Source organism: Desulfuromusa kysingii (genome assembly GCF_900107645.1).
Taxonomy (GTDB): domain Bacteria; phylum Desulfobacterota; class Desulfuromonadia; order Desulfuromonadales; family Geopsychrobacteraceae; genus Desulfuromusa; species Desulfuromusa kysingii.
The window spans coordinates 450,845-473,230 of the sequence record NZ_FNQN01000002.1 but is presented as its reverse complement, the minus strand read 5'-3'; the positions used below and the strand labels follow the sequence as shown (position 1 = coordinate 473,230).

Here is a 22,386-nt window from a genome sequence, read left to right as displayed (position 1 = left end):
CATTGATCAGGTTTCTAAAGTCGGCAACATCTCCCATTTTAATCCGATCCGTTTGCGCTTTTATTTCTGTCAAGACCGGTTCCCAAAGTGATTCTGGAACATAAGCACGGGAGGCGGCAGAGCATTTCTGTCCCTGATATTCAAATGCACCACGGACGATACCGGTTGCAAGGGCTTTGACGTCAGCGGAGCTGTGAGCGAAGATAAAGTCTTTACCGCCGGTCTCACCAACGATACGTGGGTAGGTTTTATATTTGTTTGCGGCAATGTTGTTGCCGATTTGTTTCCACATGCTTTGGAATACCGCTGTACTTCCGGTGAAGTGGATGCCGTTAAAGTCCGGGCTATCAAGGCAGACATTGCCAACATCACTCCCAGAACCTGGAACGAAGTTAATGACCCCATCTGGTAAACCTGCTTCCTGGAGTAACTTCATGAAATGGTATGGGGCATAGACAGCAGAGGATGCTGGTTTCCATACCACGGTATTGCCCATGATGGCTGGTGCCGTTGGCAGGTTGCCAGCGATAGCGGTGAAGTTAAATGGGGCAACAGCAAAGACAAAACCCTCCAGAGGACGATGCTGAACATAATTCCAGATAGGTGATGGTGAATGAAGTGGCTGGTCAGCGTAAACTTCTTGAGCGAAATACACATTGAAGCGGAGGAAGTCAATCAACTCACAAGCGGCATCAATTTCAGCCTGGAAAGGGTTCTTGCTGATATTGAGCATCGTAGCAGCGTTGATAAGGAACCGATAAGGACCAGCAAGGAGGTCGGCAGCTTTCAGGAAAATAGCCGCGCGCTCTTCCCAGCGTAGACTTTGCCAAGCAGGTTTTGCTGCCATCGCAGCATCAATTGCCATTTGCACTTCCTTGGGACCTGCCTTGTGGCTTGTTCCCAATTGGATTGAATGGTCATGAGGACAAGCTATCTTAACCGTATTCCCAGTACGAACTTCTTTCCCACCAATGATCAGTGGCACCTCGATCTGTTTGGACTTCAACTCCTCCAGGGCCAATTTTAACTTTTGACGCTCCGGTGATCCCGGTGCATACGCAAGAACCGGTTCATTTTGTGGTGAAGGGATGTTAATCGCGGCATTATTTAACACAGACATTGAAGCTCTCCTTTGATGTAGGTGGACTGATGAATCTGGGTTCTTTCAATAGCAATGAAAATGCCAAACTTCGTTATGAAAACTAGAACGTTTATTTTTAAATTGTAACATGCTGAAATTGAATAATAATATTTTGCTGTTGGGGGAAATATTTGTTCTGTAAGAATTTATGTGTCACCTCTTTTGCCTTGAAATATATGCAGGAATGCATAGAGCTGAGGTGTCAGGTGAGATGATGTTTTTTTAGTTTTCGGGCGATGGTTGACTGGTTGACATTGAGTGCTGCTGCGATTTTAGTTTGATTTTTGTATTGTCGCAGCGCTTCTGCCAAAAGTTTTTTCTCCATCAGGTCTAGGGCCTCCTGTAGGGAGACTCCGGGGGGGATGTGGTGGGCTGGAAACTCATTCCCTTGTGAGTTAAAGGTGATCTGGCTTGGAAGATCAGGAAGGTCAATGAGGTCTGTGTCTGACATAACGACCAGGCGTTCACAAATATTCATCAGCTCACGGACGTTTCCAGGGTAGGAGTAGCTTGCCAAGGCGTCCAGTGCTGCTCGGGTTAAGCGTTTCTGGGTCTCAGATTGCGTACTGAATTTATCAATGTAGTGACGGATTAATGGTAATACGCAGTCAGGTCGTTCACGGACTGAAGGAATTTGGATGGGGATGACGTTGAGGCGGTAGTAGAGATCAAGACGAAACTTACCTCGGGTGACCATTTCACTCAGGTCTTGATGAGTCGCTGCGATGATGCGGACATCGACGGTGCGTTCTTTAGTGTCGCCAAGTCGGGTGATCTGTCCATCTTCCAGAAAACGCAACAGTTTGACTTGCGAGGGGAGGGGGAGTTCGGCTATTTCATCCAGAAATAAGGTTCCGCCATCAGCCAATTCAAAATGGCCAGGTTTGCCACTGGCTTGAGCACCGGTGAAGGCCCCCTTTTCATAACCGAAAAGCTCGGCTTCAATGAGCGACTCCGGTATTGCGCCACAGTTGATTTTGATGAGTGGCTGGTCGGCACGTTGGGATTTTTTGTGGATAAGGTCGGCTATTAACCCTTTGCCGACGCCGGATTCTCCCAGTAGCAGCACCGACGAAGTGGCTTTTGCAACTTTGATCGACTGATGCAATGCCCGGATCATCGCCGGACTTCTGGCGATGATGGGCTGTGAGTCCAGCTCAACCTGTTGCATGGCGAGCATTTGATCACGGAGGCTGTCTTTCAGGGCTTGTTGCTTTTCCAGCTCATGTTGCAGGTTGTCAATCTCGGTGATGTCGCGTTCGCTGACCACGATGCGGATCAGTTCGCCCTGTTCGCCAAAAACAGGGGTCGCAATAGAGATCAGTTTATGTCCGTTCTTGTTCTGTAGTAGGCTGATCCGCTTTTTGTGGATGCTCGCGTCAAGGGCCGCTGAGCGATCAATGAAGCCAGTTTCGATCAATTCACGCATGTTGCGGCCGACAATTTCAGCCGCAGGGAGGTTGTGAATTTTTTCTGATGCGGGATTCATGCGGATGACGTTGGCGTTAGCATCACAAACAAAAAGCCCATCAGATGATGAGTCAATGATTGTATCCAGCTGCCGTAACAGGGTTTGAAAAGAGGGCAGCCCCTGCGCCATTGTGTCGAGTTGGACACTGTCGACCATAATACAAGCGGCCCCGATAATGTCGCCATTTTCCATGATCGGATTGATGTTCACCAGATACTCTTGATCGAAGATCTGGAGTGGCAACTCGCGACTTTTTTGTGTCCCTCGCAGGATTGACAGGATTGGAAACCAGCAGTCTGGCAGCTCGGTTTTGAGGGAGTTTCCAGGGGAGATGTTCAATTTCTCTTGCGCCAGTTTACTGAGGAGGGTAACGGTTCCCTTCTGGTCAGTAATAATCATGACCCGTGCAGTCGCATCGATCAGGGCTTGAATCTTGGGTGTGTCTGGATATGTATGCATAGGCCGATTATGCATATATGCATCAAATATGCAATAGCGAATAAATTGGCTTGAGAGAATTGCTACGCTTTAGCTCTGTCAGGTTACAAGGTTTCCCAGAATTCAGCCGCTTCCTTCCAGCGAAAAGCCTCATCCATGTCCTGCGGGACCCCTTTGCCGGTCGAATACATAACCCCGAGGCAGTATTGCGCCTTGGTGTGTCCTTGATCCGCTGCTTTTGTGAGCCACTTTTTCCCTTCGAGCGAATCTCTTGTGACCCCTTTGCCGTTTAAATGCATAATTCCGAGGTTATACTGGGCGTCAGCGCTACCGTCATTGGCCGCTTCGAGCCACCAATGATAAGCGAGTTGAAAATCTTGGGCGACGCCAATCCCTTTTATGAAATGGTGTCCCAACATTACTTGTGCACGCTGGTGTCCACGCGTCGCCGCCTGTTTTAACAGGACCACTGCTAATGTGGGATCACGAACTTCTTCGCTTCCAGAGCTGAGAAGTTTTCCCAAATTGTAGGTGGCATCGAGATAGTTCTGTTCTGCTGCTTTTTGCAGCCAAGTGCGAGCTTCCGTATAGCTTTGTAGAACTCCAGTGCCTCTAAGGTACATCATTCCCAGGTGATACTGGGCGGTTGGCAATCCTTGATCCGCAGACTGGCGTAACCACTGCCGCGCTTTTGAGTAGTTCTTTTTGACTCCCTTGCCGACCAGATACATGTGTCCTAGGGTGAATTGTACTTTAGAGTTGCCCTGTTCAGCTGCCATTCCCCACCAGCGTCTGGCCTCGAGAAAATCTTTAGGGACGCCATGTCCTTTGGCATACATCAACCCGAGGTTATACTGAGCATCAGAAAAATTTTGATCAGCGGCCTTACGAAACCAGTGAAGAGCCTGATCATAGTCTGCTGTGACACCACGACCTTTAATGTAGTTTTGACCGAGGATGTTTTGTGCCCGTGAGTAACCCAACTCTGCTGCTTGCTGATAGTATTTTGCTGCTTCTGCCGGATTTTCTGCGGTTCCCATCCCTTTATCATACATTCGGCCAAGCATAAAAATGGATCTAGCGTGGCGATGTTGAGCTGCCAGACGGAACCATTTAAGGGCTTCGGAGAAAGATTTTTCAACCCCTTTGCCCTGAAAATAGTTCATCCCTAGCTGGTAATGTGATTGTGCCATATCTGTCATACGATCCCCCGACGAACGGTAAATGTAATTTAATGTCTTAGTATACACAAAAAAAGTTTGCGTGGAGAGAGAAATCTTGATAAGTATTGACAGAATATGATTAAAATGATCAAATCATTTATCGTTAGACAGCTATTCATGAAAGGTTGATCAATGAGCGGATATCGGAAGCAAGAAATTCTTCTTGAGACTGGGACCAATGAGATGGAAATCATTGAATTTTATCTTGGGGTTCAGCCTTTTGGCATCAATGTCCATAAGTTGAAAGAAATTATCACTTTTGATCAGGATGCCTTAACCGTTATCCCCGGTAGTGGTCCTGGAATGCTCGGGACCTTATTGCTGCGTGGAGCGACGATCCCGTTGATTGATCTGAAATCACATATCGGTCACAAAGAAGCAGAATCCCAGGGTGAAGTGCGACAGGTTGTCCTGGTGTGTGAATTCAATGATCGGGTGAACGGTTTTAAAGTCGACGGAGTGAATCAGATCCACCGTGTTTCCTGGGAAGATGTCCAGCCGATGGCGAATTTTATTGATCAATACCGGCCAAGATTTACGGGGAGTGTCAATATTGAGGGGCGGGAAATTCTTATTGTTGATCTGGAACACATCGTCGCAGAATTTGATCCTGAAGCCAATCTGGACTATGAAGCCGATCTCCACGCTGATGAGATGTTGGAAAAACGGCCACATACAAGAGAGCGGATGAAGTTAGTGATGGCAGAAGATTCAGCTCTGATCCGCTCTGGGATAGAAAAAGTTTTAACGGGAGCCCACTACACCGATCTGAAAGTTTTTGTCGATGGGCAGCAATGTTACGATTATATTCAGGGTATCAGGCAACGGGTTATCGACGGGGAACCCTTGGAAGAGCTTTTAAATCTGCTGATCTCCGATATTGAAATGCCGAAAATGGATGGCTTAACCCTGTGCAAAAAGATCAAAGAAGATCCGCTGCTGCGGGATGTGAAGGTGGTGATGTTTTCTTCGTTGATTAATGAACAGATGGCCGCAAAATGTGATCAGGTTGGTGCCGATGGTTATGCGACAAAGCCACAGATTCCCTACCTGGTTGAAATGATGGATGAATTTCTTGAGGTTGATAAGTTAGAAGAAGCCCCCTGAAGAACCACTAACAGCGAACGTTTCACCTTGGGGCTGATTGATCAGCGGGATTGATTGGCCCTACATTCTCTTTCCCGCGCCTGGATTTGTCACGCTGGTCTTGCGGCCTCAACGCAAATCCCAGGCTATACAGTCTTTGTCGTTTTTGCTCCATCTGCAGCGGGATGGTTAAAAAAGCAGAACACCGACTGGCTGGAAATTTTATCCATCAGCGTTTCAGGATCAATAGGCTTGCTGAAATAGAATCCCTGCACCTCATCACATTGGTTCTCTTGCAGAGAAATCATCTCCCCTTTTTGTTCCACCCCCTCGGCGACTAATTTGACGCCAATACTATGTCCCAGAGCGATAATCGCATTGATGATGGCGGCATCATTGTGGTGGGTGGTAATTCTCTGGACAAAAGATCTGTCAATTTTTAACCGGTCAATGGGGAAGGTTCTTAAGTAGCTCAATGAGCTGTAGCCGGTACCGAAATCATCAATTGCAAGAGTGACCCCCATTGCCTTGAGCTGATGGAGGATCTGCTGCGCTTTTTCGACGTTTTCCATGAGGATGCTCTCAGTGATTTCCAGTTCCAGATCTTCAGCCGCAAGTCCCGTATTGGCAAGGACTTCTTGAACGTAAGCAGGGAGGTTTGGATCTTGAAACTGTTTAGTTGAAAGGTTGACCGACACGCGTAAAGGAATGTTGCAGCGCAGTTGCATTTCGCGAGCTTGTTGGCAGGCCTTCGCCAGAACCCACTGCCCGATGCTGAGAATCTGCCCCGTCTCTTCTGCCAGGGGGATAAACTCCGCTGGAGATATCTTACCAAAAACGGCATGATTCCAGCGCAGTAGGGCTTCCGTTCCGGTTATCCGGCCTTCGTATAAATCAAGCTGTGGTTGGTAGTCAAGATAGAATTCACCCCTGACTAATGCTTTTCTGAGGTCGTTGACTAACAGTAATTGCTTCAGCGCTTTGGAGTTCATCTCCGAGGAGTAGAAACGGTAGGTGTTGCGGCCGCTTTCTTTTGCCTGATACATGGCGGTGTCGGCATTTTTCAGCAGAGAGTCCGGGTCCGCACCATCTTCCGGGTAAATGCTGATGCCGATACTGGTCGAAGACGAGACCTCTTTTCCTTTAAGGACGGTGGGGTGCGATAACGCTTCAAGAATTTTATTGGCGACCATCGAGGCGTTGTTGCGGCTTTTAATATCGGCAATCAGTGCGACAAATTCATCACCGCCAAGACGACAGATGGTATCGCAATCTCTTAATACATTACGCAATCTTTTGGCGACGGTTTTAAGCAGTTGATCTCCGGTGTCATGACCAAAGGTATCGTTAATCCGCTTAAAATGGTCAATGTCCAGGAAGAGTAATCCTACTTTTTTGTCGCAGCGCTTGGCGTGGCTCGTCATCTGAAAAAGTCGATCTTGCATCAGGACTCGATTTGGCAGCCCGGTTAAATTGTCATAAAAAGCCAGTTTTTCGATGTGTTGTTCATCCGCTTTGCGCTGAGTGATATCTTCAAGGATAGTTGCAAAATGGGCTGGTGAGGTTCTTGTCACCGACACGTTGAAGGTCTTGTTCCGCTCTTTTATATTAAATTCAAAGCTGGTGGAAGCGCCGCTGGTTGTCACATGATTGTAAATATCCAGACAGGCCGCTTTGCCTTTCTCCAGAGGGTAGATGTCGCTCCCTTTGCGGCCAATGATTTGTTGGCGCTTCAGGGCAATGATGTTTTCATAGGCGGGGTTGACATCGATGATTTCATAATCGATGGCGTTTCCATCAGCATCATAGAGCATTCGGTATTGGGCGACACCTTCTTGCATGGTGGAATAGAGGGTGCGGTAACGTTCTTCGCTTTCCCTGAGTTTTTCTTCGGCGTCCTTCCTTTCAGAGATGTCGATAAAGCTTTCTACCAAATGTTCTTTACCGTTGAGATTGATTTTTTTAGCTGTTTTTAAGATGGGAATTTGTCGGCCATCTTTGGTTAACAGGGTGCGTTCTGACTTGTCTATTTCTTGCAGACAGTCGGTTATCGGACAGGCTCCCTGGATAGCGGGACAGACAAAGTTATGACAAATATTGCCTAGTAACTTGTTGCGTGAGTAGCCGGTCATCTCGGCTACGGACTGATTCGCGTAGACAATTTCGTGGGTCTGCGGATCAATCAACAGGATCCCGGCTTGAGCGCTGTTTAGAATGAGGTCCAGCCGGTTTTCAGCTTCGCGCAGGGCCTGTTCGTTGTTCTTGCGTTCGGTGATATCTGAGTAGACGAGGACAACATGAGAAATAGCGTTATCCTTGCCTTTGATTGGTGTGCCGATGACGTGATAGTAGCGATTATTAACGTGTGTTACCGAGTTTCTCTGCGCTTCCCCGGTTTTAAGGACCTGTTTAAAGGTACAGTCTGCAGGGATGTTACTGCAATGACAGATGGCGTCATTACAGCAAAATTCAAGGGGGATTTTCTTTCCAGAAAAAAACAGTTTACGGCTACTTTGATTGAAGGATGTCACCTTTCTGTTGGTGTCAACAACCAGAATACTGGCACCAGCTGAGTCAAAGATTGCCTGCAGTTCACCCATGGCAAAGCTCAGATCTTTATTGGTTTCGTTGAGGTGTTCAATCACTTGGGAAAAAGAATCGCCGACAATGCCGATTGGATCGACACTGATCAAGGTGGCATTATCCAGCTCTTCTGGTTTGAGCGGTAAGGTGCCAATGACGGTAAGCAATTGGTCAGTTTTCGCCCGAATATATTTGTGTAACTCTTGTTCCCGCTGTTTGAGGCTTTTGTTCTCAGCGCGGAGTTGTCCGAGATCTGTTTGCAACTCAGCCAAAAGAGCTGGTGGTTCAAGTTCTTCAGCTGCCAAGGGTGCCATTTTTGGTTTTTTGCTCATATCCTAGAGCCCCATTTTTACAGCCAATTTTACGATTGAAATCCGGTAGTAATTATCTTCATCAAGCACTTCAACATGGTAACCCATATTGCCCACAGCATCACAGATGCGATTGGTCGAATCGTGATTATCCGTAAGGATCTCCAATTGCAGAGTACCACACCGCAACAGCTGCTTGTGTTTGTTGACTTCACGCAACGTTGTCAGCAGGGAAGATGGACAGATCTGTCCACGGACATCTATTTCTACCGTCTTGTTGACAGCTTCAGGCATTGATATATTTCCTCTCTTTATTGTTGGACAATATAACGGGCAAATATGAAGCTCCCGATCCAGGCTCCGGGGAACAATCCCAAGGTAAACAGGATGCTCTGTAGTGAAAGTAGAGGCAACCCGCCAAACAGATGCCAAATATTGCAAGCAGGAGCCATGCGCGCCGCTAATCCCATGATAATTCCGCCAACAAGAGCAGACAACAGTTGCCGACAAGGGACGGTAAAGCAGCGGTTGAATTTTCCCATGCTGACTGCAGAAAGCCCCGAACCAACGATAATCCCGGCGATCAAGGGAAGTTGTACCAGGGCAAGACCATCCCAGACCGGACCTGCTCCAGCATGCAGGGTTTGCCGACTCAGGGGTAAGAAGTATGAAAAATTATGGCTCTGGAAATAGCTCAGTGAGGCAACGTGACCGGGAAACATCAGATTCTCACATAATGCTCCGATTTTAGCATAGCTGGTGGTTACCCCGATGGGCATGCCCAGAAGGGTAAAAGAAGTCAGCCCGATCATAGCCAGTAGCAGCGCTGCGATCCAGGGTTGCAGGTAGCCTTTTATCCGGTTTGGACGCACCAGCAGCCCCTTTATTTGCCATTGATAGAGCAATCCCCCAGCCATCAGCAATAAAATGAAGATGACCAGAGTCGGGGGGAGTTGCAGCAGTTGTGGTAACGTGGCGGCATCCCCCAAACGGGTAGCTTGTGTCAGTTGCATCCAGAAGGGGTGGAACTCTCCATACAGGGCGCTACCGATCAGTAATCCCGAAAATGCACATGCGGCTGGCAGACTCCCGCTTCCCAGTTTGTAAAGAGTACCAACAACACAGCCACCAGCCAAAACCATACCGATGCCAAATAGCGTCCCGCCAAGCAGATTTGTCAGCGCCGGTAAACCGTAAAGAGATGAGGGGAGATTGTAATTCAGAACCCCGGTTAACTGGGCTGTTTGAAAAAGGAACATACTGACAGCAACCAAGAGAAACAGGCTGCGCAGTAGGGGGCTATGGCGAAACAAAAACAGATCGCGAAACATCCCCGCAACACAGAAGTCAGAACGATGCATAATGATGCCACTGGCTAGACCCAAAAATGCAGAAATAACAATAATGGCAGTTTGATCGACCATCTTTCTCCATCCGTGAAAGTTATTTGATTTTGATAGATATATAATAATATATCATCAACGTTTTAAGATTAAAACAATTTATTTGAAAATACTAATAGGGGTGGCTTAGTTTGCAAGGAAAGGTAAGGCGCTGACAGGGAAGACAATAAAAAAGGGACTTGCATAAATGCAAGTCCCTGAATTTTTTTGGTTGCGGGAGAGGGATTTGAACCCCCGACCTTCGGGTTATGAGCCCGACGAGCTACCAGACTGCTCCATCCCGCGACAACGGTTGACGACAATAACGGACTTAACTGGTTAGGTCAACCTGTTTTTCTCTTTTTTTTGCATGCCCTTGTTTCGGTGGAGGCATTGGTGTAGTTTCCATCCGTATTTCCAAATGGACATCAATCGTCGACACTGTCGAGCGGTTAGCGTGGAAAATTCTTGGATTATCTGAATAACGTATTGGAACAACGAGATGCAAGAAACAATTGAACTGGAAAAGGCTCTGCAACAGAGGCGTAAAGGGGCTTTGCTTATCGATGTCCGAACCCCGGCTGAGTTTGCCGAGTCAACCATCCCCGGTGCGGTGAATGTTCCCATTTTTAGTAACGAGGAGCGTGCCCAAGTTGGGACTCTGTATAAGTTGCAGGGGAAAAGGGATGCGCGAACCCGTGGTGTTGAGATTGTCGCGCCCAAAATCCCGGCGTTATTGAGGCAGGTTGAAGCTGCCCGACGCGGGCATTCCGGGCCGGTGATCGTCTTTTGTTGGCGGGGAGGAATGCGCTCATTGGCGATGACCTCATTTATGAATCTGGCAGGAATACCTGCCCGTCAACTGCTTGGAGGACATAAAGGCTTTCGGCGCACGGTTTTGGATTTCTTTGAGCAACAACAGTGGCCCCCGGTGTTTGTCCTGCGTGGGCTGACGGGGGTGGGGAAGACGCGGATATTGACCCAGTTGCAGCAGCGGGACTATCCGGTTATTGATCTGGAGGGGTTGGCAAACCATCGTGGCAGCGCCTTTGGGGCTTTGGGACTGGAACCACAACCTTTGCAAAAACAATTTGATGCCCTGTTGTGGGATCGTTTGGATCAATTGCGAGACCGCAGTTATCTGGTGACCGAAGGGGAAAGCCTCCATATCGGTCGTTTGATGGTGCCAAAAACATTTCATCAAGCAATGCAGATCCAGACAAGCCTTTGGATTACCGCGACGCTGGATGTCCGCACGCAGATTATTCTTGAAGATTATCCGGCTTTGGATCAATTGCGAGAGCAGTTTCAGAGACCCATCATGGCGTTAAAGGAGCGGTTGGGGCGCAATGTTGTCAACGAGTTCCTGAAATTGTTAAATTCCGGGGAGTGGGATAAACTGGTCCGCGAATTGATGGTCCGCTATTATGATCCGCTCTATATGCACACATTACCCGAACAGCGGATCGAAGTTGAGCTGGAAACAGTCGCTTCGGCAACCGCTAAGGTTGCTGCCGTGCTTGATAAAATAACTGCTGATAAGGATGGTTTATTATGAAAATTACAGTCAAAAATGGGAACGTTCTCGAACAGAAGACCGCTTGCCTGGTTCTTGGAGTTTTTCAGGGAAAATACAAAGACGCAGCATTGCTAGAACTTGATCAGCAACTGGACGGCGTTTTGAGTCGCGCGACAAAGAGTAAAGAGTTCGCTGCGAGCAAGGGATCATTTCTCCTCCTCCATGGTGGGAAACAGACGGTCGCTGAACGGATTTTACTGGTAGGATTGGGGAAAGAATCTGACTTTTCGCTCCGTTCACTGCGTCAGGTCAGCAGCAGCGCGACAAAGTATCTGGCTGAAAAGCAATTGGCAAGTTTTGTCCTTGGCTTGCCACAGACGTTGATTAAAAAAACCTCTTTTGCTGCACGGATTCAGGCCATTACCGAAGGGGTGCTGTTGGCAGATTACCGTTACGATCGCTATTTGCCACAAGAGAAAGCAAAGCAAGTGGCGGTTCTGGATCATGTCACTTTACTGCTCCCTGAGACTGAGAGTGTCGCCGTAGCACAAACCGCTGTGGCTTCGGCGCAAGCTATTGCTTCCGGGGTCTGTTTTGCCCGTGACCTTGTCAACGCCCCGGGAAATTTGAAATCACCAGAATACCTGGCAATGCAGGCCGTTGCTATGGCTGAACAGGTTGGCATCAAAGCGAAACTGTTAACCCGCTGTGAATTAGAGCGGCAAGGGTTTGGTGCCATGCTCGGCGTCGCTCAAGGGAGTGTCCGTGACCCTTACTTGATTGTTCTGGAATATCAGGGGGACGAGGCCGATGTGAAACCTATCGCTTTGGTTGGTAAAGGGGTCACGTTTGACTCTGGAGGCATCTCCCTGAAACCGTCGGAAAAGATGGATGAAATGAAGATGGACATGGGGGGGGCTGCCGCAGTCCTCGGAACTATCATGACGGCTGCAAAGATGCAGCTGCCGGTCAATCTGGTGGCGGTGGTCCCTGCGGTGGAGAACATGCCCTCTGGGACAGCGATCCGTCCGGGCGATATCCTCACCTCACTTTCGGGAAAAACCATTGAAGTATTGAATACCGATGCTGAAGGTCGGTTGATCCTTGCTGATGCGTTGACCTATGTTGAGCGTTTTGCGCCGCGAGCCGTGATCGATGTCGCCACCTTAACAGGGGCAGTTATTGTCGGACTAGGAAACTTCGCTGCAGGAGTTATGGGAAATCACGAGGGTCTGATCCAAGGCTTGCTTAAAGCCGGGGAACAAAGTGGTGAAAGGCTCTGGCAGTTGCCTCTTTGGGAAGAGTATGCAGATTTGATCAAGAGTGACTTTGCTGATGTGAAAAATACGGGAGGACGAGCCGCGGGCTCCATTACTGCTGCTGCTTTTCTGCAGAAATTTGCTAATGATTATTGCTGGGCTCATCTCGATATCGCCGGAATGGCTTGGGAAGGCAATGGCAAGGCCGGGCAACCCAAAGGGGGGACCGGTTTCGGCGTGCGGGTTCTGGTTGAATATTTGCGCGAGCATTGAGGGCAGAAGGTTCCCTGACAACTTGAACGCCATCTGATTGGGCCGGACTTCCCCTGGAAACATCCAAACAGGGGAGGTTCGGCCTATTTTCTTTTTTTTAACGCGAACTGTGGCAACAGGGTCCGCTTAACTATTGGCGGATGGTAGTTGCCAGTCACGTAACGCATATCCTCAATGGTATAAAAAGCCTGGGGATTGTACTTTTTAATAATGGCAATAATCTTTGTCAGCTTCTTCCTTTTGACAACGCTGAAAATAACTTTCACCGGCCCCGTTTCCCCCTGAGCGTCGATGCTGGTCACGCCATACCCTGCATTCCATAGGACGTGTACCAACTCATTCGCTTCTTTGCGAGTGATGACCCGGATCAACAGATTGCCCAGAGCAATTCTTTCTTCCAGTAGAATGCCAACGTAATTTCCTGAAGCAAACCCAAAGGCAAAAGCAATATATGTCTGCCATGATGTAAGGTTCTGCATGACTTGAGTGACAGCCAGTAGCCAGATAAGGGATTCAAAAAAGCCCAGCACGGCAGCGAGACCTTTGAGCCCTTTGGCGACAAAGATAATACGTAATGTGCCAATGGAGACATCCATGATTCTGGCCAGAAAAACGAGAATGGGCAGAATGATGAGAGGATAAGCTGTGCTATTGTATATGATGTCCATTTGTTATCTCGCAGAGAACAGAAGTAAGCAGTACCGCAATAAAAGTGACGATATATCCGACCAAGTGATTGGATCAGGCAAACTTAACAGCTTATGTCGTTGCTATCTATTTAAAAAAGTCCGAATAAGTAGAAAAATCAGCTAAATGACACAAATAAACAGTGCAAAATTTTACATAAAGGCATATATAGTCGCGCACAATGTTGAAGGTTTTGTAACCGCTGGCTTTTTCAATGGATTCAGAGGCATTTCTGATGAATAAAATACTTGTCGGTTGGCGTGAATGGGTGACTTTGCCAGAATTGAATATCCATCAAATCAAGGCAAAGGTTGACACCGGGGCGCGAACCTCTGCTTTGCATACGTTTTTTGTTGAACCCTTCGAAGACGCAGGTCAAGAGATGGTCCGTTTTGGTGTCCACCCGTTGCCAAAACGGTTAGATATTGAAGTTATCTGCCAATGTCCGGTCAAAGACTATCGAGAAATCAGGGATTCGGGGGGACACCAGGAAATGCGTTATGTGATTGAGACCCCTTTGCGGCTGGGGAATCATATCTGGCCCATTGAGATAACTCTGACCAATCGTGATAATATGAAGTTCAGGATGTTGCTGGGCCGGACAGCCATGCGTGAAATGGTCGTATTTCCTGAGCAGTCATACTTGTTTGGAAAACCTGATTCACAATCCGGAATGAAAGAGAGACACTGATGAAGATTGCTATTTTGTCCAGGAACCCGAACCTTTATTCAACCCGAAGAATGGTTGAAGCAGGGGGCGAGTTGGGTCATGAGATGAAAGTCATTGATCCGCTGCGTTGCTATATGACCATCGCCAGTCAACGACCGACAATCAATTATAAGGGGGAAGAGTTGACTGGGTATGATGCGCTGATCCCGAGGATTGGGGCTTCAATTACCTTTTATGGCACGGCGGTGGCACGCCAGTTTGAAATGATGGGCGTTTATAACATCAATGAGTCTGTTGCCATCAGTCGATCACGTGACAAATTACGCAGTCTGCAATTATTAGCCCGTAAGGGCATTGGCTTGCCGGTGACAGGCTTTGCCCACTCCACCCAATATACCAACGACTTGATCGAAAAAGTCGGTGGTGCACCGCTGGTGATCAAGCTGCTGGAAGGGACTCAAGGAATCGGTGTCGTGTTGGCGGAGACCGCAAAGGCAGGACAAAGTGTTATCGAAGCTTTTCGCGGTTTGGATGCAAATATTCTGGTGCAGGAATTTATCAAAGAGGCGGATGGCGCCGATATCCGCTGCCTGGTCGTCGGCGATAAAGTTGTTGCTGCAATGAAACGGCAAGGGAAAGAGGGTGAGTTCCGCTCCAATCTGCATCGTGGTGGGAGTGCATGCATTGCCCGCTTAACTCCTGAAGAGCGTTCAACCGCAGTGCGTGCCGCACGGATAATGGGTCTTAATGTTGCTGGCGTTGACTTGTTACGGGCCAACCATGGTCCAGTGGTGATGGAGGTTAATTCATCGCCGGGTCTGGAAGGGATCGAAACCGCGACCGGAAAAGATGTTGCTGGAATGATTATCAAATTTATCGAAAAAGAGGCGAAGCCGGGACGGACGAAGACTCGGGGCAAGGGATGAGCCGCCCTCAACCGTTTGAATTCGGTGGTGTTCTGGTGAATCCTGGAGGACGAGCAACGGTAGAATTGTCGATGCCTCGCCTCTACACCAGCAACCTGATGACCTTACCGGTTCAGGTGGTTCATGGCCGTCGCACGGGGCCAGTTCTTTTTGTCAGCGCCGCTGTCCATGGTGATGAGATTAACGGCGTCGAGATCATCCGCCGCTTGTTGGCAAGCCGGACTATGAACAACCTGCGTGGGACTCTTCTGGCGATTCCGGTTGCGAATCCCTTTGGCTTCATTCAACGCTCCCGTTATCTCCCTGATCGGCGTGATCTGAACCGATCTTTTCCAGGATCGGCGAAGGGGTCTCTGGCTGGAAGGTTGGCCCATCTGTTTATGACCGAAATTGCCAGCCGGTGTGATTTCGGGATTGATCTCCACACCGGATCCAATTTTCGCAGCAATCTTCCCCAGATTCGCGCTTGTCTTGATGATCAGCAAACCCTGGAGCTGGCAACCTCATTTGGTGCCCCCGTGGTTGTCCCTTCAGCCTTGAGGGAGGGTTCATTACGTGAAGCAGTGGCAGAACTTGGTAAGCCAGTGTTGGTGTTTGAGGGTGGTGAAGCGCTCTATTTTAACGAGTCGGTCATCCGCACGGGATTGCAGGGGATCTTCCGCCTGCTACGGCATACCGGCATGCTGCCCGCAAGCAAACGGGCAAAGACTCGGGAGTCGATTGTCACCAACAGGACCAGTTGGGTTCGTGCCAGTATGAGCGGAATCTTCTCACGTAAGGTGCAACTGGGCGGGTTTGTCAAAAAAGGGGCGCAATTGGGGAGCCTCAGTGACCCGCTCGGTGATGAACGTGAGGCGATATATGCTCCTTTCACCGGTGTTGTGATCGGGCAGTTGAACCTGCCGTTGGCTTATGAAGGGGATGCCCTGATTCATCTGGCCCGAGTTCCTGATCCCGATGAAGCTGAAGAGGCTCTGGATGAATATACTTCATCGCTGACCGATGAAGACTATGGTTCGGTGCGCTGATCTCTTGCCAGCATAAATTAAGAGAGGAGGATTCTGCTCTATGAAACTTCTTGTTAATCCCCTGCAAACTGTGACCTCCCTGTTTCGCAGTTCACCCAAAAAAATTGGTCTGCCTCCTGGGACGTTGATCCACGTGGGTGAACAGAGGATGGAGCGGTCAATCTTTTCGTATCTTGACTATTCAGAAGACTTTTTCAAAACAGAAACCGACGTTAGTCTGTTGACTTGCCTGCAACTGAAAAAGCAGCCGACCGTCAGTTGGATTAATCTGGACGGTGTTCATGATATTGCGCATGTTGAAGCTCTCGGCAAAGAATTTGATCTTCATCCGCTGACCTTGGAAGATATTCTGAATACCAGCCACCCTCCAAAATTTGAAGAGTTTGAAAACTCTGCTTTAATTATTCTCAAGATGTTCTTTTTTGATGAACAGACCCATCAGATCCAAGCAGAACAAATCAGTCTGGTGTTTACTGCTGAAAACGTGCTGACTTTTCAGGAGCAACCGGGGGACGTATTTACCGAAGTCAGATTGCGTCTTGAGCGCAAGAGTGGGCGAATTCGGCAACGTGGTCCTGATTATCTTGCCTATGCACTGCTCGATTCCGTTGTCGATAGTTATTTCCATGTTTTTGAGAAGATTGGCGAACGGCTCGATTATCTGGAAACGGAACTGATCAGTCGGCCAACCCAAGAATTATTGCAACAGGTCCATCAGCTTAAAGGACAATTGATCTATCTCCGTAGAGGGGTTTGGCCGATGCGCGAATTGATCGGTAATCTGATGCATAGTGAATCGCCACTCATTGCTGATTCTACCAGTATTTTTTTGCGTGATCTTTACGACCATGGCATTCAGGCTCTCGACACCGTAGAAAATTTTCGTGATACCGCTTCCGGACTGGTTGACCTTTATGTCTCCAGCGTCAGCCAGCGAATGAATGAAGTGATGCAGGTGTTAACGATTATGGCTTCGATATTTATCCCTCTGACTTTTATTGCCGGGGTTTATGGGATGAATTTTGAACTGATGCCGGAATTGAAGTGGCGTTACGGTTATCCGCTGGTATGGGGGGTGATGATCGCATGCGGAGGTGGCATGATCTGGTTTTTCAAAAGAAAGAAATGGTTTTGAGGTTGTTCCTTTGGTTGCTTTTATGCCTGGGTTTGATGTGTCCACCCTCAGCGTTGGCTGAAGGTGTCGTTACCAGGGATGCATTTGCTGCTGACGAGATCGTTCAACCAGCTGTTTTTCCGGGATTAAGCGAGCTTGGCTCTCGATCATCAGCCTTGGCCGATTTTGCCGCTCGATCAGAAGAACGACTCCAATTATTGACTGATCTATCCAAACAGAAAGAATCGTTAACTGAAATTTCTGAGCATTTTAAAAACCTGACAGCCGAGATCAAACCATTGGGTTCGCCAGACCATTGGTACGTCGATCGTTTGACCCAATATCTTAATCAGTTCAATAAGATACGCCAGGATTTGGATGCCCTGCAGCAAAAAATAACCTTACGTCAGCAAGAGGTCGAAGGGATCCGTGCACAGGTTATAAAGGATAAAGAGTTTTGGTATGCCTGGAGCGGCGAATTGGAAAAACAGGATGTCGCCCCGCCACAACAAACAATGGCTCTGGTAAAGAAATTATTGGAGCAGCTTCAAGCCTCATTGCATAAAACGGCAGCGCCACTTCTACAACTGCAAGAACAAATCGGCACCTTCCATCGTGACGTCAGTGCCGCAAGTGATAATTTGACTTTGGCGCTGGGGAAACTTCGTAAAGCAACTTTCCGTAAAAACGCCTATTCCTTTGGCTCGGGGAAATTTTATCGACAGTTCAATTCAGAACTTCGCAACCAAACCAAAGACGGATTGACGGCGGCCCTTAAGTTCAATAAATCTTATCTGCAAGAAAATGGCTGGTTGTTGGGATTGATGATCATCACTTTTTCCCTGATCCTTAGCCTGTTACACCACTATCGAAGCAAACTTCAGGAAACCGACGAATGGCATTTTATCATCAGACATTCTTGGGCCGCTGCAAGTTTTTTTACCATCATTGCTTTTTGGTTCTGGTTTCCTGCTCCACCACCTCTTATCCGGTTTGTGTTTTTACTGCTGGCGGCAATTTCTGCGACCTCGTTGGCGATCCCCCTTCTGGAAAATCGGCGCCAAGCCTGGGTTTTATCTTTAACCGCTCTGGTAATTTTTTTGACCTCGGCATTTCGCTTAATTGCCCTGCCTCAACCTCTGTTCCGGATTTATATCGCTCTGCTGGCGGTTATCTTTATCCCTTTGTTGGTGCAGCAACTTCTCCTCTCTAAAAAAAGTCGCCAGTCGGGGGAAGGTCGGCTGTATCGAGCGTTGATGCGCTTGGTTGTGGCGGTTCTGGGCGTCAGTCTGATCGGCCAGATTGCCGGTTATATGAATTTTTCAAACTGGTTGATTCAGGCAACATTTGAAACTGGAATGGTCCTCCTCTTTGCAAAAATGGCTGTGATGTTGATTGCTGGCGGAATTGAGTTGACCACTGATTTGCTTATCCAGTCAGGTCAATCATTCTTTAGAGAGTTTGGAGAAGAGTTAGCCGTGCGTTTGAAACGCTTGCTGAACTTTTTGATTTACAGCTTCTTGGTTCTTTATCTGCTCCCTGTCTGGAGATTGTTTGCAACCGTGAGCGATGGGTGGAATTATTTCAGCCAGTGGACAATTGTTTTTGGTAACTTTCATCTTTCGATGCAGATGTTGGTGTCGGCGGTCATCACTTTTTATCTGTCGCTACAAATTTCCTGGGTTTTGCAAGGATTCAGCGAGACAGAAGTTCTCATCCGCCATGATGTTGATCGTGGCGTTCGTGATGCAGTTAAAAAACTGATCCACTATGGAGTCGTTCTGATTGGATTTTTGGTCGCTCTCAGTCTGCTTGGATTAAGTTTACAACATTTTGTCGTTGTCCTTGGAGCGTTCGGTGTCGGTATCGGTTTTGGATTACAGGACATCGTTAATAATTTTTTATCGGGTTTGATCTTGCTGTTTGAGCGTCCAATCAAAGTTGGAGACGGGGTTTTGATTGATGGTGAGTATGGAACAGTCAGCCGCATCGGGTTACGATCCACTGTTGTCAAAAATATGGATGAAGCGGAGCTGATCGTCCCCAATGCGCAGATGATCTCACAAAAAGTGACCAATTGGACTCTCACGAACCGCCGCGTGCGGATTGTTCTTTCTGTCGGGGTTGCCTATGGGAGTGATTTGGAAAAGGTGCTGACGATCTTGACTGAAGTGAGTGATCAACACCCATTAGTCCTGAAAAAACCGAAACCTTCGCCCCTTTTTGTGCAGTTTGGTGACAGCTCTCTTGATTTTGAATTACGGGTGTGGATCAGCAATATTGATAACCGTCCGGATGTTAAAAATGAGCTTCTTCTTGCTATCGACCGCCGTTTCCGTGAAGCAGAAGTCGAGATCCCATTCCCGCAGCAGGATTTACATCTACGCTCTGTGGATTCCGGCATCCTCCCGACACCAGAGAGGGAATGAAATCGTGAATTTTTTCTTATGGCACAAAATTCAAATGACCCAAAACTGCAAATTAACAGAGCTTTCCCTTGCTTGACATGCACGGAAAACTGTAGCAAGATTGCCGCAATCACTTTGTAAAAATATTTGCTACTGGCCTTAAAGTATACCTGTCACGATGTGTCTATCGTTGGATAGGGTGGAGATATATTAATGCGTTTTTCTGATTCCCCTCCGGACACGGACCTCCCCAAAGGTGTGCGTGATTTCTTGCCTCTGAAAGCCGCTAAAGTAGAGTACTTACAACAGCAGTTGCAGCAGGTTTATCGTTCCTGGGGATTTCGTCCCGTCATCACCCCCCAACTTGAATTTCTTGATGTTCTGGAACGGGGACTCCTCGGTGATGGACTACGCGAGCGAACCTTTCGCTTTGATGATCGTCAGAGTGGCCGGATGCTGGCTTTCCCTCCCGATATGACGCCACAGATTGCCCGTATTGCGGCAACGCGAATGAGCGAACTGCCATTGCCGTTGAGGCTTTGTTATAATGGACGGGTTTTGCGCCATACGGAGCAGCAGGCCGGAAAAGATCGGGATATTTTTCAGTCCGGGGTCGAACTCATCGGTCTGGACAGTCCTGAAGCCGATGCCGAGTTGATTGCCATGGCCGTCGAAGCTCTGACTGCGGTCGGGGCGCAGGACTTCACCATTGATATTGGCCAGGTTGAATTTTTCCGTGGGGTTATGGATGGTTTACCACTCGGGGCTCATCTGGCTGAACAGGTTGCAGATGCTGTCTTGCGCAAGGATAGTTCCGAACTGACTGTGCTGCTGCAAGCAAGTGAGTTGCCAGACAACACCTGTGAGGAGATTCTCGCTTTACCGCGGCTTTATGGTGGTCGGGAGGTTCTGGAACGTGCAGAAAAATCGGTGAGCAACCCACGTTCCCGCAAGGCTCTGGATGGTTTGGCTCAAGTTCTTGACGTCCTCGATGTATATGGGGTTTTGGATCATGTGACTATTGATCTCGGTGAATTGCGCGGGCTGAATTATCATACCGGGGTTACCTTTCAAGGATTTCTTTCCGGAGTCGGCCAAACAGTCTGTAGTGGTGGTCGCTACAATAATTTGACCCAAAAGTATGCTTTTTCGGCTCCAGCAACCGGCTTTACATTTAGTTTGTTGCATCTATTGTTTGCCTTGGATAAAGTGTTGGACGAGCGCGTTGTACCAAGTTGCGATCTGTTAATTTTTTCAACCGGTACCAGCCTCCGGGCCGCACAGTCTTTAGCTTGTCAACTCCGTAAACAAGGCTATTCAGTGGCAAGAGATATCCTCGACCGTACGCAGGAAGAAGCCCTCAATTATGCACGCCAGATGAATTATCGTTATATGGCTGTTGTCGCTGGGCAAGGACAGGATATTGAAATGATTTCACTGGCGGATGGAAAACAAAAAACGGTTTCATGGGAGCAGTTAGATCAGCAGCACGTTGTACTGTAATAATCTTTAATCGTTGGCAACATCAGGTTGTCGGCATAACAGGAGCATAGTAAAGACATGGCCAACGTAATTGTCGTAGGGGCCCAGTGGGGCGATGAAGGTAAAGGGAAGGTTGTCGATATTTATACTGAGCATGCTCAGGAAGTGGTGCGTTATCAGGGAGGCAATAATGCTGGCCATACTCTGGTGATCGGTGATGAGAAAACCGTCTTGCACTTGATCCCATCTGGAATTTTACATGCAGATAAGCGTTGCATTGTTGGCAGTGGAGTGGTGCTTGACCCTAAAGTTTTCCTCGAAGAAATCGATGGGTTAAGGAAAAAAGGCTATTTAAAAGATGACAGCCAGCTGATGGTTGATGGCGCTGTCAATTTAATTATGCCCTATCACATCAAGATCGACATTGCCCGGGAACAGAAGTCTGGAGCTAAAAAAATTGGCACCACCGGACGGGGGATCGGACCAACTTACGAGGACAAGGTCGCGCGTCGAGGTATCCGTTTTGCCGATTTGTTGAAGCCAGAAACCTTCAAACGTAAATTGCATGAAGTATTGCCAGAGAAGAATTTTTATCTGGAACAGTTTCTCGGTGAAGAACCTCTATCTGAAGAGGCAATCCTTGAGGAATATCTCGGTTATGCTGAGCGTCTGCGTGGCTATCTGGGACATGGATCCATGGTTCTAGGAAAAGCTATGAAGGCGGGCCACAATGTTCTTTTTGAAGGTGCACAAGGGAGTCTGTTAGATGTTGACCATGGGACCTATCCCTTTGTGACATCATCTTCAACTATTGCTGGCGGGGCTTGTACCGGAGCAGGTGTTGGACCACACCTGATCGATGAAGTCATTGGCATCTCTAAGGCTTATGTGACCCGTGTTGGTGAAGGTCCATTTCCTACCGAACTCCACGATGAAATGGGTGACCAACTGCGTAATGCCGGAAGTGAGTTTGGTGCCACGACAGGTCGTCCACGCCGTTGCGGTTGGTTGGATATCGTCGCTCTGCGTGAAGCTGTTCGTACCAATGGTTTAACTGGCATCGCGCTGACTAAGATGGATGTCCTCAGTGACCTGGAAACGGTTAAAGTTTGTACGGCTTACCGTTATAAAGAAGAACTTCTGGAAGACTTCCCACAGGATTTCGATGTATTGAAAGAGTGTACACCTGTGTATGAAGAGATTCCTGGTTGGCAAAAAGATATCTGTTCCTTGACCAGCTATGAAGAACTCCCGGAACAAGTACAAGATTATGTCAATAAAATTGAAAACTGGGCTGGTTGTCCGGTCGTATTGGTTTCAATCGGACCGCGTCGAGACCAGACTCTCTTTCGCCGTAATCCATTTACGGGAAAAGGCTAAAAAAA

17 protein-coding genes and 1 tRNA gene are annotated in these 22,386 nt (G+C 48.1%); 10 read left to right on the top strand and 8 right to left on the bottom strand.

Annotation, left to right across the window (positions count from 1 at the left end; translation table 11 throughout):
* From BLU87_RS05345 to BLU87_RS05335, 3 genes are all read right to left on the bottom strand, one after another.
* On the bottom strand, nt 1-1,120 hold a 1,120-nt coding region (locus tag BLU87_RS05345), incomplete at its 3' end, for an aldehyde dehydrogenase family protein (protein WP_092345435.1).
* Nucleotides 1,121-1,343: 223 nt separating this feature from the next.
* Complete coding sequence (locus BLU87_RS05340; RefSeq protein WP_245706378.1) at nt 1,344-3,071, bottom strand: sigma-54 interaction domain-containing protein; 1,728 nt, start codon at nt 3,069-3,071, stop codon at nt 1,344-1,346.
* Nucleotides 3,072-3,154: 83 nt separating this feature from the next.
* Nucleotides 3,155-4,252 carry an SEL1-like repeat protein gene (locus tag BLU87_RS05335; protein ID WP_092345433.1) on the bottom strand — a complete coding sequence of 366 codons (1,098 nt, stop codon included), beginning with the start codon at nt 4,250-4,252 and terminating at the stop codon, nt 3,155-3,157.
* A gap of 153 nt (nt 4,253-4,405) precedes the next feature.
* Here BLU87_RS05335 and BLU87_RS05330 point away from each other — a divergent pair, with 153 nt between their 5' ends.
* Complete coding sequence (locus tag BLU87_RS05330; protein ID WP_092345431.1) at nt 4,406-5,380, top strand: chemotaxis protein; 975 nt, start codon at nt 4,406-4,408, stop codon at nt 5,378-5,380.
* Between the two features lie 125 nt (nt 5,381-5,505).
* Here the strand turns inward: BLU87_RS05330 and BLU87_RS05325 are convergent, their stop codons facing one another.
* The 4 genes from BLU87_RS05325 to BLU87_RS05310 all read right to left on the bottom strand — a co-directional run bounded on the left by BLU87_RS05325 (nt 5,506) and on the right by BLU87_RS05310 (nt 9,941).
* Nucleotides 5,506-8,274, bottom strand: coding sequence for a sensor domain-containing protein (locus BLU87_RS05325; RefSeq protein ID WP_092345429.1), 2,769 nt, complete (start codon nt 8,272-8,274; stop codon nt 5,506-5,508).
* Between the two features lie 3 nt (nt 8,275-8,277).
* Entirely contained in the window at nt 8,278-8,547 is a 270-nt protein-coding gene (locus BLU87_RS05320) for a sulfurtransferase TusA family protein (protein ID WP_092345427.1), read from the bottom strand.
* Nucleotides 8,548-8,564: 17 nt separating this feature from the next.
* On the bottom strand, nt 8,565-9,677 hold the full coding sequence (locus BLU87_RS05315) for a YeeE/YedE family protein (RefSeq protein ID WP_092345425.1): 1,113 nt from the start codon (nt 9,675-9,677) through the stop codon (nt 8,565-8,567).
* A gap of 187 nt (nt 9,678-9,864) precedes the next feature.
* Nucleotides 9,865-9,941 (bottom strand) — tRNA-Met (locus BLU87_RS05310).
* A gap of 196 nt (nt 9,942-10,137) precedes the next feature.
* Here BLU87_RS05310 and mnmH point away from each other — a divergent pair.
* Entirely contained in the window at nt 10,138-11,193 is a 1,056-nt protein-coding gene (mnmH, locus tag BLU87_RS05305; protein WP_092345423.1) for a tRNA 2-selenouridine(34) synthase MnmH, read from the top strand.
* On the top strand, nt 11,190-12,686 hold the full coding sequence (locus tag BLU87_RS05300) for a leucyl aminopeptidase (RefSeq protein WP_092345421.1): 1,497 nt from the start codon (nt 11,190-11,192) through the stop codon (nt 12,684-12,686). Before mnmH ends, BLU87_RS05300 begins: the two co-directional genes overlap by 4 nt.
* 83 nt (nt 12,687-12,769) lie before the next feature.
* On the opposite strand, the gene BLU87_RS05295 is transcribed toward BLU87_RS05300, so the two are convergent.
* The gene (locus tag BLU87_RS05295; protein WP_092345419.1) at nt 12,770-13,354 is read right to left on the bottom strand and encodes a DUF2179 domain-containing protein; all 585 of its coding nucleotides are present in this window, start codon (nt 13,352-13,354) and stop codon (nt 12,770-12,772) included.
* Between the two features lie 254 nt (nt 13,355-13,608).
* Between BLU87_RS05295 and BLU87_RS05290 the strand changes: the two genes are divergently transcribed.
* From BLU87_RS05290 to BLU87_RS05260, 7 genes are all read left to right on the top strand, one after another.
* Nucleotides 13,609-14,064 carry an ATP-dependent zinc protease family protein gene (locus BLU87_RS05290; protein WP_245706376.1) on the top strand — a complete coding sequence of 152 codons (456 nt, stop codon included), beginning with the start codon at nt 13,609-13,611 and terminating at the stop codon, nt 14,062-14,064.
* Nucleotides 14,064-14,969: a 30S ribosomal protein S6--L-glutamate ligase gene (gene rimK, locus BLU87_RS05285; protein ID WP_092345415.1), complete on the top strand. Its 906-nt coding sequence runs from the start codon at nt 14,064-14,066 to the stop codon at nt 14,967-14,969. Before BLU87_RS05290 ends, rimK begins: the two co-directional genes overlap by 1 nt.
* The gene (locus BLU87_RS05280) at nt 14,966-15,997 is read left to right on the top strand and encodes a succinylglutamate desuccinylase/aspartoacylase family protein (protein ID WP_092345413.1); all 1,032 of its coding nucleotides are present in this window, start codon (nt 14,966-14,968) and stop codon (nt 15,995-15,997) included. Before rimK ends, BLU87_RS05280 begins: the two co-directional genes overlap by 4 nt.
* 40 nt (nt 15,998-16,037) lie before the next feature.
* Nucleotides 16,038-17,132 (top strand): magnesium/cobalt transporter CorA, encoded by a 1,095-nt coding sequence (gene corA / locus BLU87_RS05275; protein ID WP_092345411.1) that lies wholly within the window; start codon nt 16,038-16,040, stop codon nt 17,130-17,132.
* A 35-nt stretch (nt 17,133-17,167) separates the two neighbouring features.
* Complete coding sequence (locus BLU87_RS05270; RefSeq protein WP_175498272.1) at nt 17,168-19,540, top strand: mechanosensitive ion channel family protein; 2,373 nt, start codon at nt 17,168-17,170, stop codon at nt 19,538-19,540.
* A 192-nt stretch (nt 19,541-19,732) separates the two neighbouring features.
* Nucleotides 19,733-21,022, top strand: coding sequence for an ATP phosphoribosyltransferase regulatory subunit (gene hisZ, locus BLU87_RS05265; protein WP_092345407.1), 1,290 nt, complete (start codon nt 19,733-19,735; stop codon nt 21,020-21,022).
* A gap of 57 nt (nt 21,023-21,079) precedes the next feature.
* Nucleotides 21,080-22,381 (top strand): adenylosuccinate synthase, encoded by a 1,302-nt coding sequence (locus BLU87_RS05260; protein WP_092345405.1) that lies wholly within the window; start codon nt 21,080-21,082, stop codon nt 22,379-22,381.
* Nucleotides 22,382-22,386: the final 5 nt, after the last annotated feature.